The sequence below is a fragment of the Micromonospora sp. NPDC050795 genome (genome assembly GCF_044456785.1).
GTDB lineage: Bacteria > Actinomycetota > Actinomycetes > Mycobacteriales > Micromonosporaceae > Micromonospora.
Map to the genome: position 1 here is coordinate 39,995 of NZ_JBITGE010000009.1, position 23,462 is coordinate 63,456.

Annotated in this window: 19 protein-coding genes and 1 pseudogene; 12 read left to right on the top strand and 8 right to left on the bottom strand. The window is 68.8% G+C overall.

The annotated features are described in order from the left end of the window. Nucleotides 1–31: 31 nt before the first annotated feature. Nucleotides 32–811 carry a MerR family transcriptional regulator gene (locus tag ACIBEF_RS10330; RefSeq protein WP_396792879.1) on the top strand — a complete coding sequence of 260 codons (780 nt, stop codon included), beginning with the start codon at nucleotides 32–34 and terminating at the stop codon, nucleotides 809–811. Between the two features lie 7 nt (nucleotides 812–818). Here the strand turns inward: ACIBEF_RS10330 and ACIBEF_RS10335 are convergent, their stop codons facing one another. Next, nucleotides 819–1,397 carry a VanZ family protein gene (locus ACIBEF_RS10335; protein WP_396792881.1) on the bottom strand — a complete coding sequence of 193 codons (579 nt, stop codon included), beginning with the start codon at nucleotides 1,395–1,397 and terminating at the stop codon, nucleotides 819–821. Here ACIBEF_RS10335 and ACIBEF_RS10340 point away from each other — a divergent pair. Continuing rightward, complete coding sequence (locus tag ACIBEF_RS10340) at nucleotides 1,380–1,616, top strand: hypothetical protein (RefSeq protein ID WP_396792883.1); 237 nt, start codon at nucleotides 1,380–1,382, stop codon at nucleotides 1,614–1,616. The genes ACIBEF_RS10335 and ACIBEF_RS10340 overlap by 18 nt on opposite strands. A gap of 95 nt (nucleotides 1,617–1,711) precedes the next feature. On the opposite strand, the gene ACIBEF_RS10345 is transcribed toward ACIBEF_RS10340, so the two are convergent. After that, nucleotides 1,712–3,190: an arabinofuranosidase catalytic domain-containing protein gene (locus ACIBEF_RS10345; protein ID WP_396792885.1), complete on the bottom strand. Its 1,479-nt coding sequence runs from the start codon at nucleotides 3,188–3,190 to the stop codon at nucleotides 1,712–1,714. 205 nt (nucleotides 3,191–3,395) lie between these two features. Here ACIBEF_RS10345 and ACIBEF_RS10350 point away from each other — a divergent pair, with 205 nt between their 5' ends. Next, the gene (locus ACIBEF_RS10350; RefSeq protein WP_396792887.1) at nucleotides 3,396–4,409 is read left to right on the top strand and encodes a LacI family DNA-binding transcriptional regulator; all 1,014 of its coding nucleotides are present in this window, start codon (nucleotides 3,396–3,398) and stop codon (nucleotides 4,407–4,409) included. Between the two features lie 10 nt (nucleotides 4,410–4,419). Here the strand turns inward: ACIBEF_RS10350 and ACIBEF_RS10355 are convergent, their stop codons facing one another. The 4 genes from ACIBEF_RS10355 to ACIBEF_RS10370 form a co-directional block, all read right to left on the bottom strand. Beyond that, entirely contained in the window at nucleotides 4,420–6,132 is a 1,713-nt protein-coding gene (locus tag ACIBEF_RS10355; protein WP_396792889.1) for an amylo-alpha-1,6-glucosidase, read from the bottom strand. 56 nt (nucleotides 6,133–6,188) lie between these two features. Continuing rightward, nucleotides 6,189–7,013, bottom strand: a complete 825-nt coding sequence (locus tag ACIBEF_RS10360) for a carbohydrate ABC transporter permease (RefSeq protein WP_396792891.1) — start codon at nucleotides 7,011–7,013, stop codon at nucleotides 6,189–6,191. Next, complete coding sequence (locus tag ACIBEF_RS10365) at nucleotides 7,010–7,849, bottom strand: carbohydrate ABC transporter permease (RefSeq protein WP_396792892.1); 840 nt, start codon at nucleotides 7,847–7,849, stop codon at nucleotides 7,010–7,012. The genes ACIBEF_RS10360 and ACIBEF_RS10365 overlap by 4 nt, the downstream gene beginning before the upstream one ends. 147 nt (nucleotides 7,850–7,996) lie before the next feature. Next, entirely contained in the window at nucleotides 7,997–9,073 is a 1,077-nt protein-coding gene (locus ACIBEF_RS10370) for an extracellular solute-binding protein (protein WP_396792894.1), read from the bottom strand. 503 nt (nucleotides 9,074–9,576) lie between these two features. On the opposite strand from ACIBEF_RS10370, the gene ACIBEF_RS10375 reads away from it, so the two are divergent. Together ACIBEF_RS10375 and ACIBEF_RS10380 are read left to right on the top strand one after the other, a co-directional pair. Further along, on the top strand, nucleotides 9,577–11,373 hold the full coding sequence (locus tag ACIBEF_RS10375; protein WP_396792897.1) for an RICIN domain-containing protein: 1,797 nt from the start codon (nucleotides 9,577–9,579) through the stop codon (nucleotides 11,371–11,373). A gap of 181 nt (nucleotides 11,374–11,554) precedes the next feature. Next, a complete protein-coding gene (locus tag ACIBEF_RS10380; RefSeq protein WP_396792899.1) occupies nucleotides 11,555–13,135 on the top strand; it encodes an arabinofuranosidase catalytic domain-containing protein in 1,581 nt (526 codons plus the stop codon). Between the two features lie 81 nt (nucleotides 13,136–13,216). Here ACIBEF_RS10380 and ACIBEF_RS10385 read toward each other — a convergent pair whose 3' ends face one another. Beyond that, nucleotides 13,217–14,536, bottom strand: coding sequence for a PHB depolymerase family esterase (locus ACIBEF_RS10385; RefSeq protein WP_396792900.1), 1,320 nt, complete (start codon nucleotides 14,534–14,536; stop codon nucleotides 13,217–13,219). Between the two features lie 250 nt (nucleotides 14,537–14,786). Here ACIBEF_RS10385 and ACIBEF_RS10390 point away from each other — a divergent pair, with 250 nt between their 5' ends. The 3 genes and pseudogenes from ACIBEF_RS10390 to ACIBEF_RS10400 form a co-directional block, all read left to right on the top strand. Continuing rightward, nucleotides 14,787–15,794 carry a PaaX family transcriptional regulator C-terminal domain-containing protein gene (locus tag ACIBEF_RS10390; RefSeq protein ID WP_396792901.1) on the top strand — a complete coding sequence of 336 codons (1,008 nt, stop codon included), beginning with the start codon at nucleotides 14,787–14,789 and terminating at the stop codon, nucleotides 15,792–15,794. A gap of 451 nt (nucleotides 15,795–16,245) precedes the next feature. Next, a complete protein-coding gene (locus ACIBEF_RS10395) occupies nucleotides 16,246–17,712 on the top strand; it encodes an endo-1,4-beta-xylanase (protein ID WP_396792903.1) in 1,467 nt (488 codons plus the stop codon). 187 nt (nucleotides 17,713–17,899) lie between these two features. Further along, nucleotides 17,900–18,130, top strand: a pseudogene (locus tag ACIBEF_RS10400) (glycosyl hydrolase); the annotation flags it as partial. A gap of 79 nt (nucleotides 18,131–18,209) precedes the next feature. On the opposite strand, the gene ACIBEF_RS10405 reads toward ACIBEF_RS10400, so the two are convergent. After that, a complete protein-coding gene (locus ACIBEF_RS10405; RefSeq protein WP_396792904.1) occupies nucleotides 18,210–18,980 on the bottom strand; it encodes a FadR/GntR family transcriptional regulator in 771 nt (256 codons plus the stop codon). A gap of 146 nt (nucleotides 18,981–19,126) precedes the next feature. Here ACIBEF_RS10405 and ACIBEF_RS10410 point away from each other — a divergent pair, with 146 nt between their 5' ends. From ACIBEF_RS10410 to ACIBEF_RS10425, 4 genes are read left to right on the top strand one after another with little or no spacing between them, the layout of a single operon-like run. Beyond that, the gene (locus ACIBEF_RS10410) at nucleotides 19,127–20,389 is read left to right on the top strand and encodes an ABC transporter substrate-binding protein (RefSeq protein WP_396792905.1); all 1,263 of its coding nucleotides are present in this window, start codon (nucleotides 19,127–19,129) and stop codon (nucleotides 20,387–20,389) included. A gap of 4 nt (nucleotides 20,390–20,393) precedes the next feature. Continuing rightward, nucleotides 20,394–21,374, top strand: coding sequence for a carbohydrate ABC transporter permease (locus ACIBEF_RS10415; RefSeq protein ID WP_396792906.1), 981 nt, complete (start codon nucleotides 20,394–20,396; stop codon nucleotides 21,372–21,374). Then, on the top strand, nucleotides 21,374–22,201 hold the full coding sequence (locus ACIBEF_RS10420; RefSeq protein WP_396792908.1) for a carbohydrate ABC transporter permease: 828 nt from the start codon (nucleotides 21,374–21,376) through the stop codon (nucleotides 22,199–22,201). The genes ACIBEF_RS10415 and ACIBEF_RS10420 overlap by 1 nt, the downstream gene beginning before the upstream one ends. Nucleotide 22,202: 1 nt before the next feature. After that, nucleotides 22,203–23,426 (top strand): mandelate racemase/muconate lactonizing enzyme family protein, encoded by a 1,224-nt coding sequence (locus ACIBEF_RS10425; RefSeq protein ID WP_396792910.1) that lies wholly within the window; start codon nucleotides 22,203–22,205, stop codon nucleotides 23,424–23,426. The last annotated feature ends 36 nt before the right edge of the window (nucleotides 23,427–23,462 follow it).

Consider the following 23,462-nt stretch of genomic DNA (forward strand, 5'->3'; position numbering starts at 1 on the left):
GGCCGAGCGACTCGAGGGGCAGGATCAGGACATGCTGACGATCAGTCAACTCGCGGCGTACGCCGGCGTCACGGTGCGGGCGGTACGGCACTACCACCAGATCGGCCTGCTGCCGGAGCCCGAGCGGGACGCCTCGGGCTACCGGCGGTACAGCGCAGGGGCGGTGGTGTCCCTCATCAGGATCCGAATTCTCGCCAGCGCCGGCGTGCCGCTCTCCCAGATCGGTCAGATGCTGGAGGCCGACACGTCGACCTTCGCGGCCGCGGTCGAGGAGATCGACAGGCAACTGGGCGACGAGATCGCACGACTGGAGACCAGCCGGAAGCAGATCGCGCAACTCGCCGCCGGGGATCGTCTGGCGCTCGCGCCGGAGGTGACCGCCTACCTCGACCGGCTCCGGGACATTGGCGTCTCCGAGCGGGTGGTGGCGGGTGAGCGGGACAGCTGGATCCTGATGTCGGCCCGCTGGCCCGATCGGGTCCGCGAGTGGATGCCCAGCAAGATCGCGCAGCTCGACGACCCGCAACTCATTCGGCTCTATCGGATCCTCTCGGAGATCTTCGAGAGCGACACCAGCGACGACGCGTGTCTGGTGGAGGCCGCCGACATCCTGGCGAGCCTCGCCGAGCAGGCGTACCGCTCCGGTGAGATCGACCTCGGTGAGGTGGCGAAGGACGACCTACCGTTCGACCTTCTGGACGCGCTGGCCGTCGAGGCGGACCCGCGGGTGGAGCGACTGCTGAGTCTGATGCGCGAGCGCGGCTGGGATGGTCTGGCGCGGCTGGAGCGGCTGGCAGAGCCGTCCACCTGATCGACTGTCAGCTCTGTCGGTGGTTCACCGCGGGGCTGGTGCAGGTGTCGTGCCACCAGCGGCGGGACGCCAGCGCGGCCAGCCCGGCGCCGGCGGCGTTGAGCAGGACGTCGTCCACCGACGACACCCGGTCGAGCCGAAGGACGTACTGGGCGGTCTCGACCAGGACCGAGCAGCCGGCCGCGAGAGCCAGGACGCGCGGCACCGACGCCAGCGCCGGGAACCGCAGCGGGGCGAAGAACCCCAGGGCCGCGAAGACCAGCAGGTTGCCGACGACCTGGACCGTCGCCGTCAGCGGCCCTCCGTCGGAGAAGATCGTGAGCAGGTCGCGCAGCGGCACCACTGTCACCCGGCCGGGGACCCCGCCGGCCTGATCACCCGGCAGCATGATCATCCATACCCAGGGGACCGTGCCGTAGACGATGCCCACATCGGCCAGCGACGTACGCCATGCCGACGTGGCGCCAGCGGCACGTCGGCGGCGGGCCAGGGACCACACCACCAGCACTGCCAACGGCAGGACGATGACCGTGATCAGGACGACGCCGTTGAACGTACCGAACCAGCCGTGCCAACCCCTGACCATCCGACCCCGCTCTCGCTCAGCCCCGAAACCTACCGGGCCCACGTCGCGGCCGTCCGGCGGGAGATCGCAGCCCTGGACGAGGGCGCGGTCCTCGTGGGCCACTCGGTGGGCGGGACGATCCTCGTTTACACGCTCGCCGAACGGCCACCGGAGCGGGCGCTGACCGCGATCGTGCTCGTCGCCGCCCCGTTCGTGATCACCAGCTCAACGAGGATCTGAGCGAGGTGGCGCGGGTGATCCGGCGCGACTAGGTCGTCGGTAATGCCGCCCCCGGCGGTTGTGCGGGGGCGGCATTACCCATCAATCGGGGTAGGTCAGCTACGGGTGGACCACTGCTGGTTGGTGCCGCCGTTGCAAGCCCAGAGGATGATCCTGGTGCCGTTGGCGGTGCCGGCGGCGTTGGCGTCGAGACAGAGCCCGGACTGCACGCCGGTGATGGTGCCGTTGCTGTTGACGTTCCACTGTTGGTTGTTCTGACCGTTGCAGTCCCAGATGATCGCCTGGGTGCCGTTGGTGGTGCCTCGGCCGGAGGCGTCCAGGCACTTGTTGCCGTACACCTGGAGTTGTTTGCCAGCGGTGTAGGTCCAGCGCTGCGCGGTGCTGTTGCTGATGCAGTCCCAGAGCTGGACCTGGGTGCCGTTCGTGGTGCTGGCGTTCGGCACGTCGATGCAGCGGCTGGACTGGCCGCCCACGACCTGGACGTTCTGTTGCGGGTTGCCGCCGCCGGCCGGCGCGTAGGCGGCGGCGTTGATGTTGGCCTGGACGGCGTTCTCGGTGGCCGCCGTCGGGTAGCCGGAGGTCAGTACGCCCTCGAAGAAGGTGCCGCGACCGGTGATGCTGTTGTCACCGCCGATGCCGAGCAGGATGGCGCCCTCCTTCTTCATCGGGTGGTAGCCGTTGGGGCGTGGCCCGTCGAAGTAGGTCGTCAGGCTGCCCGACTGGGCGTTGCCGCCCCGGATCGCCCAGTGGTTCGGCTCGCCCTTGACCATGGCGGTGACGAAGCGGTGGTTGATCGACGCGATGTTGTTGTAGCCCGCGTTGACGCCGGAGAACAGCCCCCACTCCAGGTCGGCCATGATCCAGGGACCGGCCCCGGCCCCGTAGCCCCACTGCTTGTTGGCGCCGAAGTAGACGGTCTCCATGATGGCGCGTTCGTCGGCGAGGCTGTTGGTCTGCGCGTTGCCGTAGTCGAAGCAGCACCACTGGTTGTAGTGCGTGCCGTCGACGACCGCGTAGATGCCCTCGGGCTGGTCGCCGGTCGCGACACCGTTGGTGTTGTTGTTGCGGTAGCCGGTGCCGGGGGCGATGTAGACGCCGTACGCCTTCTGCCCGCCGACGGTGACCGGGGCCGCCTTCGCGTCGGCGAGGTTGTCCCAACCGCCGGGGGCGGGGCCGGCGAAGCCGCCGGGGGGCGCCTGGGTGAGGCGGTTGTTGCGCCCGGACTGGTCGTAGATGATCGTGATGACGCAGGTGGTGTTGGCGCAGAACGTGTCCTGGGTGGCGGCGTTGGCGTAGCCGCCCTCGCTGAGCACGCCGACGTCCCGGGTCGTGTTGTCCGACGATCGTCGGACCTGGTAGAGCGGGCCGTTGTACGCGCCGTACAGCGCGCGGGTGGTGCTGTGCGCGGCCACGCACGGCGTGCCGCCGGAGGCGTAGATGTCACACGGACCGGTGCCGGCGGCGTGGGCGACGCCCGGAGCGTCCGAGACCACATAGGCGCCGGCGCCGACGACGAGGACCAACAGGGTCCCGGCGGCGGCCATCAGGCGACCCAGCTTTCTCTGCACGTTCATCGGATCTTTTCGGGTGCGTGGTGGGGGTGGGGTGTGGCGATGGAATTGACGTCACACGTCATACCTGTGACATTAATGGTTGTCCATCTATTGACGCTAGTTGGCACACGTTGGTCATCGATCGATGAGCCTGAGGACGGATATGCTGGTCAGCGGAGCAAGGTGCGTCCCCGTGTCGGGGCAAAAGTCGATTCGAGGGCGATTGATGAACATCGGGGAGATCGCTCGCCGGGCGGGGGTGTCCCGCAGCACCGTTTCCTACGTGCTCAGCGGAAAACGCAGCGTGTCGGCGGCGACCCGGCAACGGATCCAGTCGGTCATCGACGAGTTGGACTACCGGCCGAACGCCAGCGCCCGCGCACTCAAGGAGGGGCGCACCCGCACCCTCGGGCTGGTCATCCCGCCGGCGAGCCAGCGGCTGACCGACATGCAGCTCGGCTTCGTCGCCAGCGTCGTCGAAGCCGCCGCCCGCCACGACCTCGACGTGCTGCTGTCCCCCTCCGGTGGCGACCATGACCGGTCGTTCGAGCGGATCGTCACCGGGCGCCGGGTGGACGGCGTGGTCCTCATGGAGATCCGGTTGGCGGACGACCGGGTGACCCGGCTGACCAAGGCCGGGCTGCCGTTCGTCACCATCGGGCGGACCGCCGAGCCGCACGGGATGAGCTGGATCGACATCGACTACGCCGGGCTGATCGCCCGGTGCGTGCAGCACCTGGCCGACCTGGGGCACCGGCACGTGGCACTCGTGAACCGGTCCGCCGAGTTGGTGGCCGCCGGGTACGGCCCCAGTCATCGCGCGCTGACCGGCTTCCGTACGGCGGCGGCCGAGCGGGGGTTGACCGGCGTGGAGGTCTGCAGCGGCGACGACACCGCCTCCGGCGAGGCGTGTATGGAGCAACTGCTCGCGACGCACCCGGAGGTCACGGCGGTGGCCACCATCAACGAGGCCGCACTGCCCGGGATGCAGCGGGCGTTGACCGGCGCCGGGCTGTCCGTGCCACGCGACTTCTCCGTCACCGGAGTCGCCGCACAGCACTGGGCGGAGGATTTCCGCCCGCCGCTGACCGCCGCCGACGTGCCGATGGTCGAGATGGGCGCCGAGGCGGTGTCGCTACTTCTGGAGATCATCGCGGCTCCCGACGCCGTGCCGCGACACCGCCTCTACAGCCCGCCCATCTCGTTGCGGTCCAGCACCGGCCCGGTCCGGGACCGCTGATCCGACCCGGCTACCCGCCCCTGACACGCCGCTCCTCCTGGGCGGCGGCGAGGATGAGATAGCTGCTGGCGGTCCAGGTGTAGGCGCGGTCCCGCAGCCCGGTGCCGGTCTCGGCGTCGAAGTTCTCCGCGAAGCCGGACTTCTCACACAGCGCGAGGAACCGCCGACTGATGTCGTCGGCGATCCTGGTCTGCCCGGCCCGGCGTAGGCCGTCCTCGACCAGGACGGTGGAGGGCGCCCAGATCGGGCCACGCCAGTAGCCGTCGGCGAGGTAGTGGGCCGAGTCGGTCGGCTCGGTGGCGAGCCCGTGCGTGGTCAGGTGGGTCTCGACGCCGCGCGCCAGCGCGGCGGCGACCGTGGCCGGCAGGTCGGCCCCGAGTGCGACGGGCATCAGGTCGAGCAGGCTGCGGCTGGCTCGCCGGTGCCCGGTGTGGGGGTCCCGGGCGTGGAAGCGTTCGCCGTCCCACAGGTCGCGCAGCATGGCCCCGTGGATCCGGTCGGCCTCCCGGGACCAGCGGGTGCCGGGCTCACCCAGCTCGGTCGCGAGGTCGGCGAGGCAGCGAAGCTGCGAGACCAGGAACGCGGCGAGGTCAGCCGTCTCGAGGACCCGGTTGTCGTCGAAGGTGGTGGCGTTGTCCCAGCCGCTGTCGTTGCCGTGCTGGTAGTGCGGCAGGTCGTGGCCGGGAGCACGTCGCGCGTCGAGCCAGAACCCGGTCCAGCGGGCGAGCCGGTCGTACGTCTGCGCCAGCGCCGCCCGGTCCGGCGGCTGGGGAAGGCGTCGGCGCAGGTGCCGCAGGGCCCAGCCGTGGATCGGCGGCTTGACGTAGTTGTGCAGGACCTCGGAGTGGGTGACCGAGTCGGGGAGTGCGCCGGCCTCGTCCTGGTGGTCGAAGGGCAGCTGGAACTGGTGCCAGGCCAGCTCCGGCTCGCCGGCCGCCAGGGCGATCGCGTTGAAGCAGTGGTCCCAGCTCCACACCTTGTCCATCCAGTGCATGGACATCAGGACGGCCGGCCGGGTGACGAAGCCCGCCGGGGAGACCGTGGCCGACCACAGGACGTACGCGGCCAGCTCGGCGGCCGGGGTTTCCGGGCCGCGCCAGGGCGCGATCGCGTCGACGAACGCGGTGAACTCCGCGAACCGGTCGCGGCGCAGCTGCTCGAAGGTGGCGGATCCGGCGTACGGGCGGCGGGCGGTGGCGTACTCCTCGATCGCGATCTCCCAGGGCTGGTCGCCGGAGAGGTCCAGGGCGCGGTCGGCGGTGCCGAGCGCCTGCGTGCCCCGGGTCCGCAGCGGAGCGCCGGAGAGCACCGTGACCCGGTAGCGGCGACCGGTCTCATACGAGGTGAACACGTGTGATCCGTCGACCGGGTCGACGTACAGGTAGGTGCCGCTGAAGGGGGTGAGGGTGTGCGCGGCGGCGGCCACCCGCAGGCCGAGTCGGTGGCCCCGGATCCGCAGGGTGTCCGGCCCGTCGTAGACGGCCTCGATCCGGTCGGCCCCGTTGCGCCAGGTCAGCAGCGCGGGCGTGGCGACGACAGTGGTGCCGGCGACCGTGGGGGTGAGTCGCAGAACGGGGTGCAACCCGGTCTGGTGGGAGACCAGGTGCAGGTCGTCGGCGTACGTCTTCTCGGCTACCACCGGGGAGATGTTGAACCAGGATCCGCGGTAGCTGAACGGGATGTCCTGGATTCCGAACTCCGGACCGGACGGGGCGACGGTCATGGGTGGCGGGTGCCTTTCTGTGGTGCGGGTGGTCGGTCCTGGACCGCCGCGGTTGGTCAGTCCTTGACGGCGCCGGCGGTCACGCCCATCGAGACGTAGCGTTGGGCCAGGATCAGCAGGACGGCGGCGGGGATCGAGGCGACGACGGCGGTGGCCATGATGGCGTTCCACTGCTGGTTGTTGTTGCCGATGTAGTGGTAGATGCCGAGGGTGATCGGCTGGTGGTCGCCGCCTCCGGCCAGGGTCGAGGCGAAGATGAAGTCCGACCAGGACCACAGGAACGCGAAGAGCGACACCGTGACGATCGAGTTGCGGCTGACCGGCAGCACGACCGACCAGAAGGTCCGCAGCCGACCGGCGCCGTCGACCACGGCGGCCTGGAGCAGCTCGTCGGGGATGCCGGATATGAAGGCCGTGAAGATCAGGACAGCGAACGGCACCGCGAGCGTCGTGTCGGCCAGGATCAGGCCGGGCAGCGTGTTGAGGACGCCGAGGGTGAGGTAGATGGCGTAGAAGCCCATCGCCATGATGATCCCCGGGATCATCTGCGCGATCAGCAGCAGGAAACTCAGCGCCGGGCCGCCGGGTGGCCGAAGCTTCGCCAGCGCGTAACCGGCGGGGGCCGCCAGCGCCACGGTCAGCACCACAGTGCCGAGACCGACCAGGAAGCTGGTGCCGAGGTACGGCAGTTGCTGGTCGAGCACCGCCCGATAGCCGTCCAGGGTGCCGTTGATGGGGAACAGGTGCGGAGGGCTGGCCCGCATGTCCTGGTCCCGGGTGAAGGACACATTGATCATCCAGTAGACGGGGAAGAGCATCAGCCCGGTCAGCACCAGGCCGACGCCGGTCTTCCACCAGGCCCGAGGCGTCGAGGTGGTCATCGCAGCTGCTGCCTCCGCTCGATCCGGATGTAGACGAGGCCGGCGATCAGAGCCAGCACGATGAGCAGGTTCCCGATGGCCGCGCCAGGGCCGAAATCGGGCAGCAGGTTGCCGAAGCCGAGCCGGTACGACCAGGTGGCCAGCGTTGCCGAGGAGCCGGTCGGACCGCCCTTCGTCATGATCCAGATGATGTCGAAGACCTTCAGCGTGTAGATCAGCCCCAGCAGCAGCGTGATCAGGGAGACGGGACGCAGCAGCGGGAAGGTGATGCCCCAGAACCGCTGCCACCCCGTCGCGCCGTCGAGCGCGGACGCCTCGTACATCTCGATCGGGATCGCCTGCAGGCCGCTGTAGAGCACCACCAGGTTGAACGGGATGCCGATCCAGACGTTCGCGATGATCACCGAGGTGAGTGACCAGCCCGGCGAGGTGAGCCAGTTGACCGGGTCGATCCCGACGACGCCGAGCGCCGCGTTGACCAGCCCCGAGTCGCTGTTGAGCAGCCACGACCAGGTCGACGCCGAGACGATCAGTGGCAGCAGCCACGGTACGAGGATCAGTGCCCGCAGCGTGCGCGACAGCGGGAAGTGCTGGTGGAAGAAGAGGGCCAGGGCCATGCCGATGGTGAACTGGAAGGCGAGCGAGGCCGCCGTGAAGACCACCGTGTGGGTCAGCGTCGGCCCGAAGGCCGGGTCGGTCAGGACCGTCCGGTAGTTGTCGAGGCCGGCGAAGGGCGCCCCGCCCTGCACGAACGAGCGGACCGTGTACTCGCGCAGGCTCAACTCGACGTTGCGATAGAGCGGGTAGGCGTAGAAGGCCGCCAGGTAGATCGTCACGGGTGCCAGAAAGCCCCACGCCATCCATCGGTTGGGCCGGCGGGCACGGGACGGGGGAGGCCCGGATGGGGCGGCGACCGCCGCCCCATCCTGGTCTCGTACGGCAGTGGTCTCGGTGGTGGAGGGCATGGTGTCGGTTCGGAACGCTTACCTGGAGGTGGCGGCGGTCTGCGCGGCGGCCAGGGCCTCCTGTGGCGACTTCCCGCCGCTGAGGGCCGACTGCACCGCGGTCCAGAGCGCCTCGGAGATCTTCGGGTACCTGGTGCCGAGGTTGTCACCCGTGCGGCCCTTGGCTGCCCGGACCGCCTCCACCCAGACCTTGAGCTTGGGGTCCGCTGTGGCCTGTCGTTCCTGCACGGCGGCGACGGGTGCGACGTAGGAGAGCGTGGTGTCCGTGGTGAGGAGGTTGTCGGCGTTGGTCAGGCAGGTCACGAGCTTCTGCGACGTCGCGTACCGGCCGGTCTTCTTCTGCACCGGAATGGAGACGAACTCACCGCCGGTGGGCGCCGGGGCCGGGCCGCCCGCGCTGGCCGGGATCGGGATCGTGCCGTACGAGAAGCCGAGCTTCTCCGCGTTGGCCAGCTGCCAGGTGCCGTTCTCGGCGAACGCGTAGTCGCCGGTGGCGAACTCCTGCCAACTCGTGGTCTGGGTGTTGTTGATGATGGAGTTCGGGGCGTGGCCCTGCTTGAGCCAGTCGGTCCAGAGCGTCAGCGCGGAAACCGCCTGCGGTGAGTCCAGACTCGTCAGTTGGGCGCCCGATCCCCAGAACCAGGGCAGGAACTGGAAGCTGCCCTCCTCGGTGCCGATCGCGGAGAAGGTGATGCCCTTCTTCCCCTTGGCCTTCACCTTGGTCAGTGCCGCGTTCAGTGAGGCCCAGTCCTTGACGGCGGCGGGATCGACGCCGGCGGCGGTGAGCAGATCCTTGTTGTAGTAGAGGGCGAGGGTGTTCGCCCCGATCGGCACCCCGTAGGTCTTGCCGTCGCTCTGGCCGGCGCCGAGCACGTTCTTCTCCATGGCCGAGACGTCGAGCTTGTTGTCGTCGGTGGTGGTGAGCGCACCGGCTTCGGCCAGGGTGGAGATGACCGGGTTGTCGACGATCAGGACGTCCGGTGAGTTTCCCTGCTGGGCGGCGAGCAGCGCCTTGTTGGTCAGGTCGGTGGTGTCGTATCCGGTCCGCTCGACCGTCACTCCCGCGTCGGTGCCGCACTTCTTGAGCAGCGCCACCCACTCGGAGTCGTCGGCGAACTGTGGATACGGGTCCCAGACGAGGTAGGCGCCGCCGCTGTCCGCGGGGCCGTCGGCGGAGGGACGAGCAGGCGCTGGCTGTCACTGCGGCGAGAGCTATCACGGCGACGGCGGCCAGGCGCCGCCGACGACTGAATCCGGTCATGTGGTGCCTCACTTCAATCGATCGTCAGGTGGGGTTTGTCGGTTGATCGTCGCGGGTTGGAGCAGCCCAACCATGAGGCGAACCGATTCGACGAATCGGTTCGCCCGAAGATAGGTCTGGCCATGCCCGGGGGTCAAGGGTCAGTTGGGCGCGTCAGAGAGATCGCTGAGAAACACGGTCTTCACCGGGGCGTCACTTCATTGACATCGTTCAGTCCCCGGTCCTACGATCCGTGCGAATCGATTCGCAAGCGCTGCCCTCCGGAGAGCGTCCCCCGCGCCCCACCAAGGAGCCGCCCGTGAAAACCCCGTCCCCCGGTCGGTCACGACGAGCCCGCGTGTCCGTGGCCCGACTCGTCGTCGGCCTGCTCGCCGCCGCTGCCGCCGTCACCGTCGTCCCGTCCCCCGCCCAGGCCGCCGACGAGTCGATCAGCGTCAACTTCGCCACCACGAACGGTGCGCCGACCTACCGCGCCTCCGGCTGGATCTACGGCATGACCGAGAACGCCAGCGGTCCGGCCGACCACTTCTACCGGGACGTCAAGTTCCAGTACATGCGCGCCGGTGGCGCGCAGTTGCCGGGCAGTGGCTGGGTCGGCGGCACCTACGACCGTCGCTGGAACTCCACACTCGCCCAGGCACGTCGCACCACAGCCCTCGGCGGGAAGTTCATCATCCTGCCGCACGACCTCTGGGGTGCCGACGGCGCCGGGATCTCCCGCTTCCCCGGTGACAACGGCAACTGGACCGACTACGACAACTTCCTGACCCGCCTGATCAGCGACGTCCGGGCGTCCGGGCTGTCGGTGCAGTGGGACATCTGGAACGAACCCAACATCACCATCTTCTGGAACCGGCCGATCTCCCAGTACCTGGAGCTGTGGCGGCGCACCTACCAGCGCATCCGGGCGGAGTTCCCCAGCCAGCTGATCGTCGGGCCGAGCTGCGCCTGCGTACCGTCGACCAACCACACCTTCTGGAACCAGTACCTGGACTTCGTCCGCTCGACGAACACGGTGCCGGACATCATCAGCTGGCACTCGCTGCCCGGTGACCCGGTCGCCAACGTGGCCGCCGCCAACGCCACCCTCGACCCGCGCGGCATCGCCCACCCGCGTCCGTACCAGATCAACGAGTACGGCGCGCCCGACGAGCAGAACCCGGCCGACGGCGCCTGGTACATCGCGCGCCTGGAACGGGCCCGGGCCGACGGCCTGCGGGCGAACTGGGCCAGCGGCGGCAGCCTGCACAACGACCTCGGCAACCTGCTGATCCGTAACTCGGCCGGCCAGCACCAGCCCAAGGGGGAGTGGTGGAACTACCGCTACTACGCCTCCCAGGTCGGGGAGATCGTCGCGGTGACCCCCAGCCAGTCGTACGACGCGTACGCCACGAAGGCGGCCGGAGTGGCGAAGGTGCTGGTCGGCGCTGGTCGTACCACCGGGAACCTGACCGTCAACCTGCAACGCCTGGACACCACCAGCGGCATCGTGCAGAACAACCAGGTCCGGGTCGTCACCCAACGCGTCCCGCACAACGGTGGCGGTGCCGTGGCGGGTCCGGTCACTGTCTCGAACAGCGTGGTCGGGGTGTCCAACAACAACGCCACGGTGACCGTGCCGTACACCAACCAGACCGACACGTACACCGTCACGCTGCTGCCCCCCTCGGACGGTGGCTTCCAGTCGGTGGCGGTGGCCCAGCACTCGCAGCAGTGTTTGAACAACACGGGTCTGAGCACCGCCGACGGCAACGTCCAACAGCAGAACTACTGCGACGGCGGTGACCAGCAGCTCTGGAACTTCGTCCCGGTCGCCGGCGTGGCCAACACCTACACGGTGGTCAACCAGCAGAGCGGCAAGTGCCTCGACGTCAGCGGCGTCTCCACCGCCGACGGCGCGGCCGTGCACCAGTGGACCTGCCTGAACAGCCTCAACCAGCAGTTCACGCTGCGGAAGGTGACGTACTCGGGCAACGACTCGCACGACTACCAACTCGTTGCCCGGCACAGTGGCAAGTGCGTCGACGTCAACGCGGTCTCCACGGCGGCTGGCGCGCTGGTCCACCAGTGGACCTGCAAGGCGGTCAATCAGGGCAGCACGTTGAATCAGACGTGGCGGCTCCTGGGGCGGTAGTCGTCCCGGGGCAGGTGACGCGCTGGCTGTCGGCCCCGGCAGTCAGCGCGTCACCGGACACCACATTCATTGACATGAATTAAATAAAGGTCCTACCATTCGCAGCGATTCGCCATCGCCACCACCCGCCCGTGGCGCGTCGACGATCTTCCGCGCTTCCACGACTCCGAGGAGCCACCTCGTGCGAACCCCGTCCCGCAGTGGGTCCGGAACAGCCCGCGACCTCATCCCGAAACGCCAACGCGTCCGACGTTTGACCCTCCTGGCCGGTGCGCTGGCCGGGGTGCTCGTCGTCGTCGGCGTCGGTGTCGGCACCACCCCCGCCACGTCGCCCTTCGCCGCCAGGGTCGCCGCGGCGGCCACCATCCCGCCCGGGCAGAGCACCCCCATCGTCGGTACGCCGTCCGGCCGCTGCCTCGAAGTGCCCAACTCCAGCACCACGAACGGCACCCAGACGCAGCTCTGGGACTGCAACGGTGCGGCCGGCCAGACCTGGACGTGGACGTCGAGCAAGCAGATCCAGGTGTACGGCAACAAGTGCCTGGACGCCTCCGGCCGCGGCACCACCAACGGCACCCAGGCGATCATCTGGGACTGCAACGGCCAGAACAACCAACAGTGGAACGTCAACAGCAACGGCACCATCACCGGCGTGCAGTCCGGGCTGTGCCTCGACGCCAACGCCGCCGGCACCGCCAACGGCACCAGGATCATCCTCTGGGCCTGCAACGGCGGCACCAACCAGCAGTGGGCCTCGCCGACGACCACCACCCCGCCGCCGACCAACCCACCGACCGGTGCGCGCCCGTGCGACATCTACGCCTCCGGCGGCACCCCGTGCATCGCGGCGCACAGCACCACCCGGGCGCTCTACGAGGCGTACGCCGGCAACCTCTACCAGGTCCGACGCTCGTCGGACAACACGACCCGCAACATCGGGCTCACGGGCACCGGCGGCACCGCCAACGCGGCGACGCAGGACTCGTTCTGCACCGGCACGACCTGCGTGATCACGGTGGTCTTCGACCAGTCCGGGCGCGGCAACGACCTCTGGTACCAGGGGTCGAGCGTCGTTCCGGGCTCCCCGCAGAGCAAGCCGGCGATCGCCACCTCGGAGTCGCTGACCGTGGGCGGCGCGAAGGCGTACTCGCTCTACATCAACCCGGGCAACAGCTACTGGCGCGACGGGCACCTCACCGGGGTGCCGACCGGCGCGGCGCCCGAGGGCATGTACATGGTCACCAGCGGCACCCACGTCAACAGCGGATGCTGCTTCGACTACGGCAACAGTGAGACCACCCGCAAGGCCGACGCCGCCGGGGCGATGGACGCCATCAACTTCAGCAAGCAGTGCTGGTTCGGCGGCTGCTCCGGCAGCGGCCCGTGGGTGCAGGCGGACCTGGAGTGGGGTCTCTTCCCGGGCGGCAGCAGCTCCTGGAACCCGAACCAACGCTCGTTCGCCAGCAAGTTCGTCACCGCGACGCTGAAGAACAACGGCACCACCCGCTTTGCCATCAAGGGCAGCGACGCGCAGGCCGGCAGCCTCTACACGCTGTACGACGGCTCGCTCCCGCCGGGATACAGCCCGATGAAGAAGCAGGGCGCGATCATCCTGGGCAGTGGCGGTGACTGCTGCAAGCCCGACGGCGGCGCCAACCTGAGCGCCGGCACCTTCTACGAGGGGGCGATGGTCGCCGGCTATCCGTCCGACGCGGTCGAGAACGCCGTGCAGGCCAGCGTGGTGACCGCCGGATACCGCTGATCCTGACCACGCCGTACGAGTCGTGCGCCGGTCACCACCTCGTGGTGACCGGCGCACGCTCGAGTAGACGTCGACCCGATCTCAGGCGACGGTGCAGGACGCTCCGTTGAGGGTGAACGAGGACGGTCGGGTGTTGTTACCGCTGTGGCTGGCCTGGAAGCCGAAGCTCACCGAGCCGTTGGCGGGGATGCCGCCGTTGTAGGCGACGTTGCGGGCTGTCACCTGCCCCGAGTTGGGCGAGTAGGTGGCGTTCCAGCCCGAGGTGATGGTCTGACCGCTGGGCAGGGTGAAGACCACGGACCAGCCGTTGACGGCGCTGGTACTGGTGTTCGTGACGGTGATGTTCTCGGTCAGGCCGGTGTTCCAGGCGTTGATGGCGACCGTCACCCGGCAGGCGCCGGAGGTCGGCGGCGGGGTGGTGGGCGGCGGGGTGGTCGGGGGCGGGGTGGTCGGGGGCGGGGTCGTGGTGTTGGTCAGTCCGAAGAACGCGATGGCGGACGCGGCCATCCCACCGGAGGGCAGGCTGTGCCCGGCACCCTGGATGCTGTACGCCTCGACCTGGACGGTGCCGCTGCTGTCGGCGTACCGGCGCCGGTTCCAGTTGGCCTGGGGCGTGTCGGTGGAGGTGGGTGTCTGGCCCAGCCCGAACACGTTGGTCCACTGCTCGATCGTCTCCTGCAACAGCGAGTACGGCACGAGCGTGTCGTTGGTGCCGTGCCACAGCTGCACCCGCGGCCGGGGCCCGGAGTAGCCGGGGTACGCCTGGCGCACCGCGTCACCCCACTGCTGGGGAGTCCGGTTCATGTTCCCGCCGGTGCACTGGCTGCTGCCGGGCGGGTAGTCCGCCGCGTTGGCGAAGCAGTTGTACGGCACGCCCATGAACGCGGCGCCGGCCTTGAACACGTCGGGATAGAGGGCCAGCATGTGGTTCGTCATCATGCCGCCGGATGAGCTGCCGGTGGCGTAGACCCGCTCCGGGTCGGCCGAGTACTGCTGTTGCACGTACCGGATCATGCTGATGATCGACACTGGGTCGCTGCCCCCACCACGCCGCTTGGCGGCGTCCGACCAGGTGTCGAAGCAGTTGCCGAAGCCGGCCTGCTGGGTCGCGGACGGGTAGATCACGATGCATCCGTACCGGTCGGCCTGGCTGGCGAACTCGCTTCCGGAGTAGAACCCGGGGCCGGACCCGCCGCACCCGTGCATCGCCACCACGACCGCTGGCCGGGCGGGGCGGTTGTCCGGCACGTAGACGTGCATGCGCATCCGGCCCGGGTTGTCGCCGAAGCTGGTCACCTCGGTCAGTGACGCCGCGTACGCGGGCCCGACCGTGGGGGCCACCAGGCCGGCCGCGACCAGTGACGCGGCCAGCGTGAGGAGCAGTTTCCTTCTGATGTTCACCGCACGACTCCTTCGATTGCCTGTGCAGGCTGGATTGGTCGTGCGATCCCGTTGCGGGTCTGCCCGACTCCCGCGGTGATCGCACGTTGCCCGCTACCTGTGGCTCGCCCAGCCCGGCTTCGGATGGCATCGCGTGGCAATTAGTGTTCCCCTCGGACCAACAAGTGTCAATCGAGGGATCTCTATTTGCGACGGGTCGTGCCCGTCCGTCTACAGTCGTCCTACCGTCCCCGAGGAGCACGGAGCGCCTGTGGCAAGCCTCTTCGACATCGACGAGATCTATCCGGACGACGGCGACCACCCACTCCGGCTGCCCCGCCGGCAGGTCGGCAACTCACCCCAGGGTGTCGCGGTGACCCTGTTGGCCGACTACACGCTGCGGACCCGGGTCGCCCTCCCGTCCGCCGCCATCGTCGCGTTGCTCGCGGAGACCGGCGTGACGACGGCCGGAGCGCGGACCGCGATCAGCCGGTTGGCCCGCCGTGGCGTGTTGGAGGGCAGTCGACTGGGGCGACGCAGCTCCTACCGGCTCAGCCGCGCCGCCGCCGCGAATCTCTCCGCCGGGGGGCACTGGATTCTCGCCTCCACCACCTCGACGGGCCGGTGGGACGGTAGCTGGACGATCGTCGCCTTCTCGCTGCCGCAGGACCGCAGTACGCAGCGCCGGGCGCTGCGGGCGCAACTTCGGTGGCTCGGTTACGCGCCGCTGTACGACGGGCTGTGGATCTCGCCGCAGACGTTGACCCCCGCGGCTCGGGCCCAGCTCGACCAGCTCACCCTCGGCGCGGTCACGGTGTTTCGGGGGCGGCAGACCGCGCTCGCCTCGACCATTCACCGTGCGCCGATCGAGGCCTGGGACATCGAGGCGATCAGCCGGAGCTACGACGCGTTCCTGCGTCGTTGGACGCCACTGTTGCCCGCCGTGGCGTCCGGGCAGGTCGAGGGTGCCGCGGCGGTGCGGGCCCGGACCGAGGTCATGGACACCTTCCGACGTTTTCCGGTCCTCGACCCGCAGCTGCCGGTGGAACTCCTTCCACGGGAGTGGCTCAGGCAGCCGGCGCGGGAGCTGTTCGCGGCCGTCTACGACGGCCTCGCCGTACCCGCCGAACGGCACGTCCGGGCGGTCGTCGAGCGGTTCGCCGACGCCGCGCAGCCCGGCATCGAGGCGCACACCACCGCCGACCTCGTCGCCGGCATACGCGCCGATGCCGAACCGGCGCAGCCGTCCGCGAGTGGCACGGCCACCGGGTGTTCGTGAGCCGCTGGGCAGTTGCTGTCGGGTGACGACTGTGAGCGATAACAGGATTGCCCTCTGAAGCGGTCCCGGTGGCGCGGTGGTAAGACTCGTCCGCTGGTCGCGCGGCGGTTGAGCACTGTCGCCCTGGGCGTTTGGTACCGGGCGAAACGCGGCGTTCCGGGAGATCGGCGTGAACGGCCCGTTACGTCTTGACGAACGGCATGTTATCGCTCACTCTCGATATAGAGGACGATCGCTGTCTCGGCTCACCGGGCGAGCCGTACCGATCGGCCCACTGATCACGACGTCCGCAAGGGCATGCGGACGTCATCTCGGGACCCGGCAGGCGCCGGCGACAGCCCTCTCGGACTGTGCGTGCTGATGCCGGGCGGCCAGAAGGACCGCCCCGATCAGCTGTTCCGAGCGAAGTGGCACATCACCACCACCGATGCAACCACTGAAAAGGAACGCCATGAAACCCATGAGAACGATGCTGGCGGCGGCGACCATGGCCGTCGCCCTCACCACCGGTATGACGGTGGCGCTGACCCCCGCATCCGGTGCCGGCACGACCCTGAAGGCTGCCGCCGCCGAGAAGGGCCGCTACTTCGGCGCCGCTGTCGCCGTCGGCAAGCTGTCGACCAGCGCCTACACGACGATTTTGAACCGTGAGTTCAACAGTGTCGTGGCCGAGAACGAGATGAAGTGGAGCTCGACCGAGCCGCAGCAGGGCACCTTCACCTACTCCAGTGGTGACCGCCTGGTCAGTCACGCGCAGGCCAACGGCATGAGCGTGCGGGGTCACACCCTGTTGTGGCACGCGCAGCAGCCGGGCTGGGCGCAGGGTATGTCGGGCAGCGCGTTGCGCAACGCGATGATCAACCACGTCACCCAGGTCGCCACGCACTACCGGGGGAAGATCTACGCCTGGGACGTGGTGAACGAGGCCTTCGCCGACGGTGGTTCGGGTGGGCGGCGTGACTCGAACATGCAGCGCACCGGCAACGACTGGATCGAGGCGGCGTTCCGGGCCGCGCGGGCGGCGGATCCGGGTGCGAAGTTGTGTTACAACGACTACAACACCGACGGGGTCAACGCGAAGTCGACCGGGATCTACAACATGGTGCGGGACTTCAAGTCCCGTGGCGTGCCGATCGACTGCGTGGGTTTCCAGTCGCACCTGGGCACCTCGCTGGCCAGTGACTACCAGGCCAACCTGCAGCGCTTCGCCGACCTCGGCGTCGACGTCCAGATCACCGAGCTGGACGTGATGACCGGCGGCAACCAGGCCAACATCTACGGCGCCGTCACCCGCGCCTGCCTGGCCGTCTCCCGCTGCACCGGCATCACCACCTGGGGTGTGCGGGACTGTGACTCGTGGCGTGGCTCGGACAACGCGCTGCTGTTCGACTGCAACGGCAACAAGAAGGCCGCGTACACCGCCGTCCTGGACGCCCTCAACGGCGGCTCGACCCCGCCCACGACGCCCCCGCCGGGCTCCGGCGTGGACACCAGCGCCTGGTACGTGTTGTTGAACCGCAACAGCGGCAAGGCGCTGGACGTGTACGCCTCGGCCACGAACGACGGGGCGCGGATCAGCCAGTGGACGCGCAACAACGGCGTCAACCAGCAGTGGCAGTTCGTCGACTCGGGGAGTGGCTACTACCGGGTGAAGTCCCGCAACTCCAGCAAGGTGCTCGACGTCAGCGGCTTCTCCACCGCTGATGGCGGCGCGATCGTGCAGTGGTCCGACCTCAACGGCACGAACCAGCAGTTCCGACTCGCGAACTCGGCCGACGGCTACGTACGTCTGATCAACCGCAACAGCAACAAGGCGGTCGAGGTGCAGGGCGCGTCCACCGCCGACGGCGGAAACATCGTCCAGTACGCCGACTGGGGCGGCACCAACCAGCAGTGGCAACTGGTCCGGATCGGCTGACGACCGGCGCCATCGACCGGGGGAGCGGGAGCTGCCGGCTGCTCGGGATCCGGCCGGCGCCCGCCCCCGGCGAGGTGTGACGAGTGGCGGCCCGCCCCATCAGGGGCGGGCCGCCGTGACCGTCAGGTCGCCGCTTGGCGTGATCGGGCAGATCGATGGCGTCGTTTGACGCATGACGTATTACCCGCGCGCCACCGTCGTCCGCAACAACGGTTGCACCGCGCAGAGCCCGCGCGAGCCGGCCGGCGGCAGCCGCACCCACATCACCACGGTCTACTCCGGCTGCAGGTCCGGGTAGCCGGTGCAGTGGGCCGCGTACGACAACGGCCACATGCCCGGCCCAGTGGACGGCACCTACGCCGAGAGCGGCATCACGACCTGGACCAAGGGTGAGATCTGGAGGTTCTTCGCGCAGTTCTCGTGACTCTTGTCGGCCTCGGCTGGCGGCGCCTGCTCCCGTTGCTCGGGGGGCGGGCGACGTCCGTTACCCGTGGCGATCAGCGTTCGAGGCGGTCGGAAATCCCCGAGCCACTGCGGCGAACCAGCCAGGCCTCCGTGATGTGGGTGAACATCGCCTCGGCGGCGCCGTTCGAGTCGTGGGCGGCGATGCGCTCGTAGATGCGTCGGTGACCCTGGTTGGACGCGACGCACAGCGCCCGCTCGGTCCGGCCCATGTAGCGGGCGGTGTTGATGACCTGGCTTTCCAACGCCCGTACGACGCCCCGAGCGATGCGGTTGCCGGATGCCTGCATGATCGTGTCGTGGAAGGCCCGGTCGTGGTCGTGGTAGGTGACGTGGTCGTCGACGAGTTCGTCCATCCGGTCCACCATGGCCCGCAGCCGATCGACGGTCTCGGCGTCGGCGTGGCGGGCGGCGACGTTCGCCATGTCGGACTCCAGCACCCGCCGGGTGACGACCAGGTCGTCGAGGATGGCGAGGCTGTCGTCCACCGCGATGGTCGCCGCGAGGACCAGTTCGTCGAGCATGTCCCAGTGCGCCGGTGGGGTCACCATGGTGCCGGCGCCCTGGCGAACCTGCACCAGCCCCTTCTCCTGGAGGATCTTCACTGCTTCCCGGACGACGGTCCGGCTCACGCCGAAGGTCTCGCAGAGGATCGGCTCGGGGGGTAGGGACGACCCGGACGGGTGTGCGCCGCGGACAATGCGCTCCACCAGTTCGGCGGTGACCGCCCTGGCGAGGTTGGTCGGCCGACGCACCCATGCCGGGGTCCCCGGGCTGTTCAGGGCTGTTTCCTGCGGTGGCGTCATGTCCCCCTCCGATGGCTCGCCGTGGCACGACGTCCGGATCAGTGTACGGCCGACCGTTGACGTAACACGTCATACGAGTTACCTTCCGGTCAACATTTGGCTAGCGGGGCGCCCGCCGGCCACCCCCCATATAGAGGTGACAACTGATGAGACAGCGCGCGATGTGGTCGGCCGTCCTCGTTGTGGGCCTGGCCCTGGCCGGTTGTGGAAGTGCTAGCGATTCGGGCAAATCGACCAGCTCCGATGGCAAGCTGGTCGTGTGGGACTGGAAATCCGGCGAGCCATTCGCCAAATCCTATCTGGACAAGGCCAAGGCCGACTTCAAGAAGAAGCACGCCGACGTCGAGGTCGAGTTCGTCGCGCAGCCGTTCGACCAGTACTACACCCTGCTCGGCGCGGCAATTCAGTCCGGCAAAGGCCCCGACGTCATGATGTTCAACGGCGGTGGACAGATCCGCGACCGGGTGGACGCGTTGGTGCCGATCACCGACTACGTGGCCGAGGACAAGCAGCGGCTGGCCGGATGGGACGCCTTCACCAAGGACGGCAAGGTCTACGGCAGCCCGGTGACGCTGCAGGGCTACCCGATCTACTACAACAAGGAGATCTACCGGAAGGCCGGCCTCGACCCGGCCAGCCCGGCCACCACCTGGGACAAGTTCGTCGCGGACTGCGCCGCCATCGCCAAGGCCAACTCCAAGTGCTTCGCCCTCGGCAACAAGGAAGGCGTCGGCATCCAGTTCTGGCTCTCCAGCATGGGGTCGGTGACCCTCACCGCCGCGGAGTACGACGCCTGGATCACCGGCAAGCGCGACTGGACCTCACCCAACGTGAAGCGGATCTTCGAGCTGTGGAAGGAGACCGGAGTCAAGAAGATGAACACGGACGGGGCCAACTCGACCGCGATGTTCAACGACTCCTTCGCAGCCTTCCAGTCCGGCAAGGCCGCCCACGTCATGGGCCTCATGTCCGACGTCGGGCACTGGAAGGCCTTCAACGAGTTCCTCACCGCGGAGAAGCTCGGCGTCATGAAGGCCCCGGTCGTCACCGCCGGCACCACCCCGAGCCTGCCGTACGACGGTGGCATCGGCTACGCCGTGGCCAAGTGGACGAAAGACCCGAAGGTAGCCGCCGACCTGGTGCGCTCCCTGACCGCGGCCGACGCGTTGAAGGCGTTCTACGCCGACGCCGGCGCGATCGCCGCCGACATCACGATCGACGTCTCGCAGGCCGGCCCGGCCGCCTCCACGATCGTCGCCGAGCTGAAGACCGGCAAGCCGGCTCTGCACGTCGCGCTCTCCTCGAAGACGATCGACCTGATGGGGCGCCTCTCCCAGCAGCTGCTCAGCGGTTCGATCACCGTCGACGAGGTGGTGAAGCAGTTGGCCGCTTCCGACCAGGCGGGCTGACCTCGTGCCGATCGGAAACACGCAACCGTCGGTCCGCCTGGCTTCGGCCGGGCGGGCCGGCGGCCCGGCGGCCACCTCCCCCGCGCACCGCGATGGCATCCGTCCCCGTCGCACCGGTGGCGGCCTGGGGGCCGAGCGGTACGCCCCCTACATACTGGTCGCCCCGGCCGTCCTGATCATCGTGGCGCTGCGGCTCTACCCGCTGATCCTCGGGGTCAACTTCTCCTTCACCGGCGACGGTGACCGGAACGGAGAAGCGGTCGGGTTCGGCAACTACCAGGAACTGTTCGCTGATCCGCTGTTCCGCACCGCGCTGGGCAACGTCGGCCTGCTGGTGTTGCTGCTTCCGGTGGCGGTGGCGATCCCCGGTCTCCTCGCCACGTTCATCTTCCTCCGCGTGCCGGGCCACCGCTTCTACCGCAGCGTCTACTTCTTTCCGGCGGTGCTCTCGCCGGTCATCGTCGGAGCGATCTTCAACCTGCTGCTCGCCTTCGACGGCCCCCTCAACGCCGTGCTCGGGTCGATCGGTGTCGGTCCGGTGGACTGGCTCGGGGACCCGGACGTCGCGATGTTCATGGTGGTGGGCGTGCACATCTGGGCCACCTTCGGGATGGCGCTGGTGGTGTTCCTCGCCGGCTTCGCCACGCTGGACGCCGCGCTGCTGGACGCCGCCCGGGTGGACGGCGCGTCGCTGCGACAGGTCGTCTGGCACGTGATCATCCCGAGCCTCGCCCGGACCATCCAGTTCGTCTTCGTGACCACGATGATCGGGATGCTCACCTCGATGTTCGGGCTGCTCTTCGTGATGACCAGCGGCGGCCCGGAGGGCTCGACGTACCTGCCGGAGTACTACATCTGGATCCAGCAGGGCCAGATGAACCGCCCGGCTCTCGCGTCCGCCGCGTCCACGATCCTCTTCGCGATCATGCTCGTGGTGGGAATGTTGCAGATCAAACTGCTCGAACGATCGGGAAAGGTGGACTGATGTCCCGCGTCCGACTGGGACGGTGGATGATCGCCATCCCGATGTCACTGCTCGCGGTGGCGACGATCTACCCCCTGCTCTTCACCGCGAACGTCGCGTTCAAGACCCGCCGGGACTACATCCTGGACCGGTTCGGCCTGTCCAGCACTCTGCAATGGGAGAACATCAGCACGGCGTGGACCAGCGTCGGAATGGGCCGCTACTTCGTCAACTCGCTGGTCGTGGTGACGTCGTCGGTGCTGCTGCTGCTCCTGCTCGGGTCGATGGCAGGCTTCGCGCTGAGCCAGTTGCGGTTCCGTGGCTCGTCGGCGTTGTTCCTGGGCTGCCTCGCGGGGCTCTTCATCCCGTTCCAGGTCATCATGGTGCCGCTCGCCCGGATCATGGCCGACACCGCGCTGATCGACACGTACCCGGGTCTGATCCTCGTCTACGTGGCCCAGTTCCTGCCCTTCACCGTCTTCCTGATGACGAGTTACTACAAGGGCATCCCACCGGAGATCGTCGATGCCGCCCGGATCGACGGCAACACCGTGTACGGCGTGTATCGCCGGATCATGCTGCCACTGGGCACCCCGGCGCTGCTGTCGGTCGGCATCCTCAACGCCCTGTTCTGCTGGAACGACGTCCTCATGGCGTTGGTGATGATGCCCTCGGCCGAGAACCGGACGCTCATGATCGGGGTGACCTCGTTGCGAGGGCAGTACAGCGACAACATCCCCACCTTCGCGTCCGGGGTGCTGATCGCCGCGATACCCGTCCTGTTGGTCTACCTGTTCCTCCAGCGCCAAATTGCCGACGGCGTGGCCGCCGGTTCCACGAAGGGTTGACATGCGGATCACGGGATATCGGACGCTCTCCACGGTCCAGGAATGGGGCCGACCAGTCGGCGACGCCAACGGCGTGTTCGCCGACGGGGTGGTCCCGGTCTCGATCGTCCTCGTCGACACTGACGAGGGCATCACGGGCGTCGGCCTCGGGCCGCACGTCGAGATCGAGCGGATCTTCCCAGCCATCGAGGGCGAAGACCCGCGGGCCGTGACGTCCCTGTACGACCGCATGTTGCGGCACACCTTCAAGGCCGGCCACGCCGGCCCGGTGTTCGGCACCATCGGCGCTCTGGACACCGCGCTGTGGGACATCAAGGCGCAGGCCGCCGGCGAGCCGCTGTGGCGACTGTTGGGCGGACGGGACCGGCGGGTCACCGCCTACGCCTCCGGCCTGGACATCGGGCTCACCGACGACGAACTCGTGGCCGAGTACGAGGTCTACGCGAGCCACGGCCTCCGGGCGGCAAAGCTCAAGGGCGGCCTCGACATCGAGCGCGATCGGCACCGCCTCAGCCTGGTCAGAGAGGTTCTGACCGAGGCCGGGCACGGTCGGCGGCCCGGCCTGATGCTCGACGTCAACGAGGCGTGGACCCGCAAGCAGGCCGTCCGACACGTCTGCGAGCTGGAACGCACCCTGGACCTCATCTGGATCGAGGAGCCGGTCCGGCGCTGGGACGCCGAAGGCCTCGCCGCGGTCAGCCGAGGCGTCTCCGCGTCGGTCGCCACCGGTGAGAACCTGACCGGGCTCGAACAGTACCGTCCGCTGATCGCCGCGGGTGCTGTCGACATCGTCCAGATGGCGGCCGTCTGGGGGGTCACCCACTTCCTGCGGGCGTCCGCCCTGGCCCATGCCCACGACCTGCCGGTCAGCCCGATCGGCAACAGCCCCGTCGGGCTGCTGCACGCCGCGACCTCGGTGCCGAACCACCTGACCAGCGAGTTGCAGGACCTGCACACACCCGTTGGTGTCTCCATCGACCTGCACGTCGAGGATGGCGCCTACATCCTCGGCGACGCACCCGGGCTCGGGGTCCGGGTGGACGAGGAGCGGATCCGGGCGGTCAACCGCGGCCCGCAGGCGCCGACGGCCGACAGCCCCAACGTCCGGCCGGAGCGGGCCGGACGACGGCTGCTGGCCGGAGTCGACGGGGTGATCCCCGCCCGCCAGGTGCCCGTCGTGTCGCTGAACTCCCGCAACGAGGTGTCGCCGACCGTACGGCACTGAACTGAGCACCAGGGAAGGAAGGGCGTGGGTGCATCG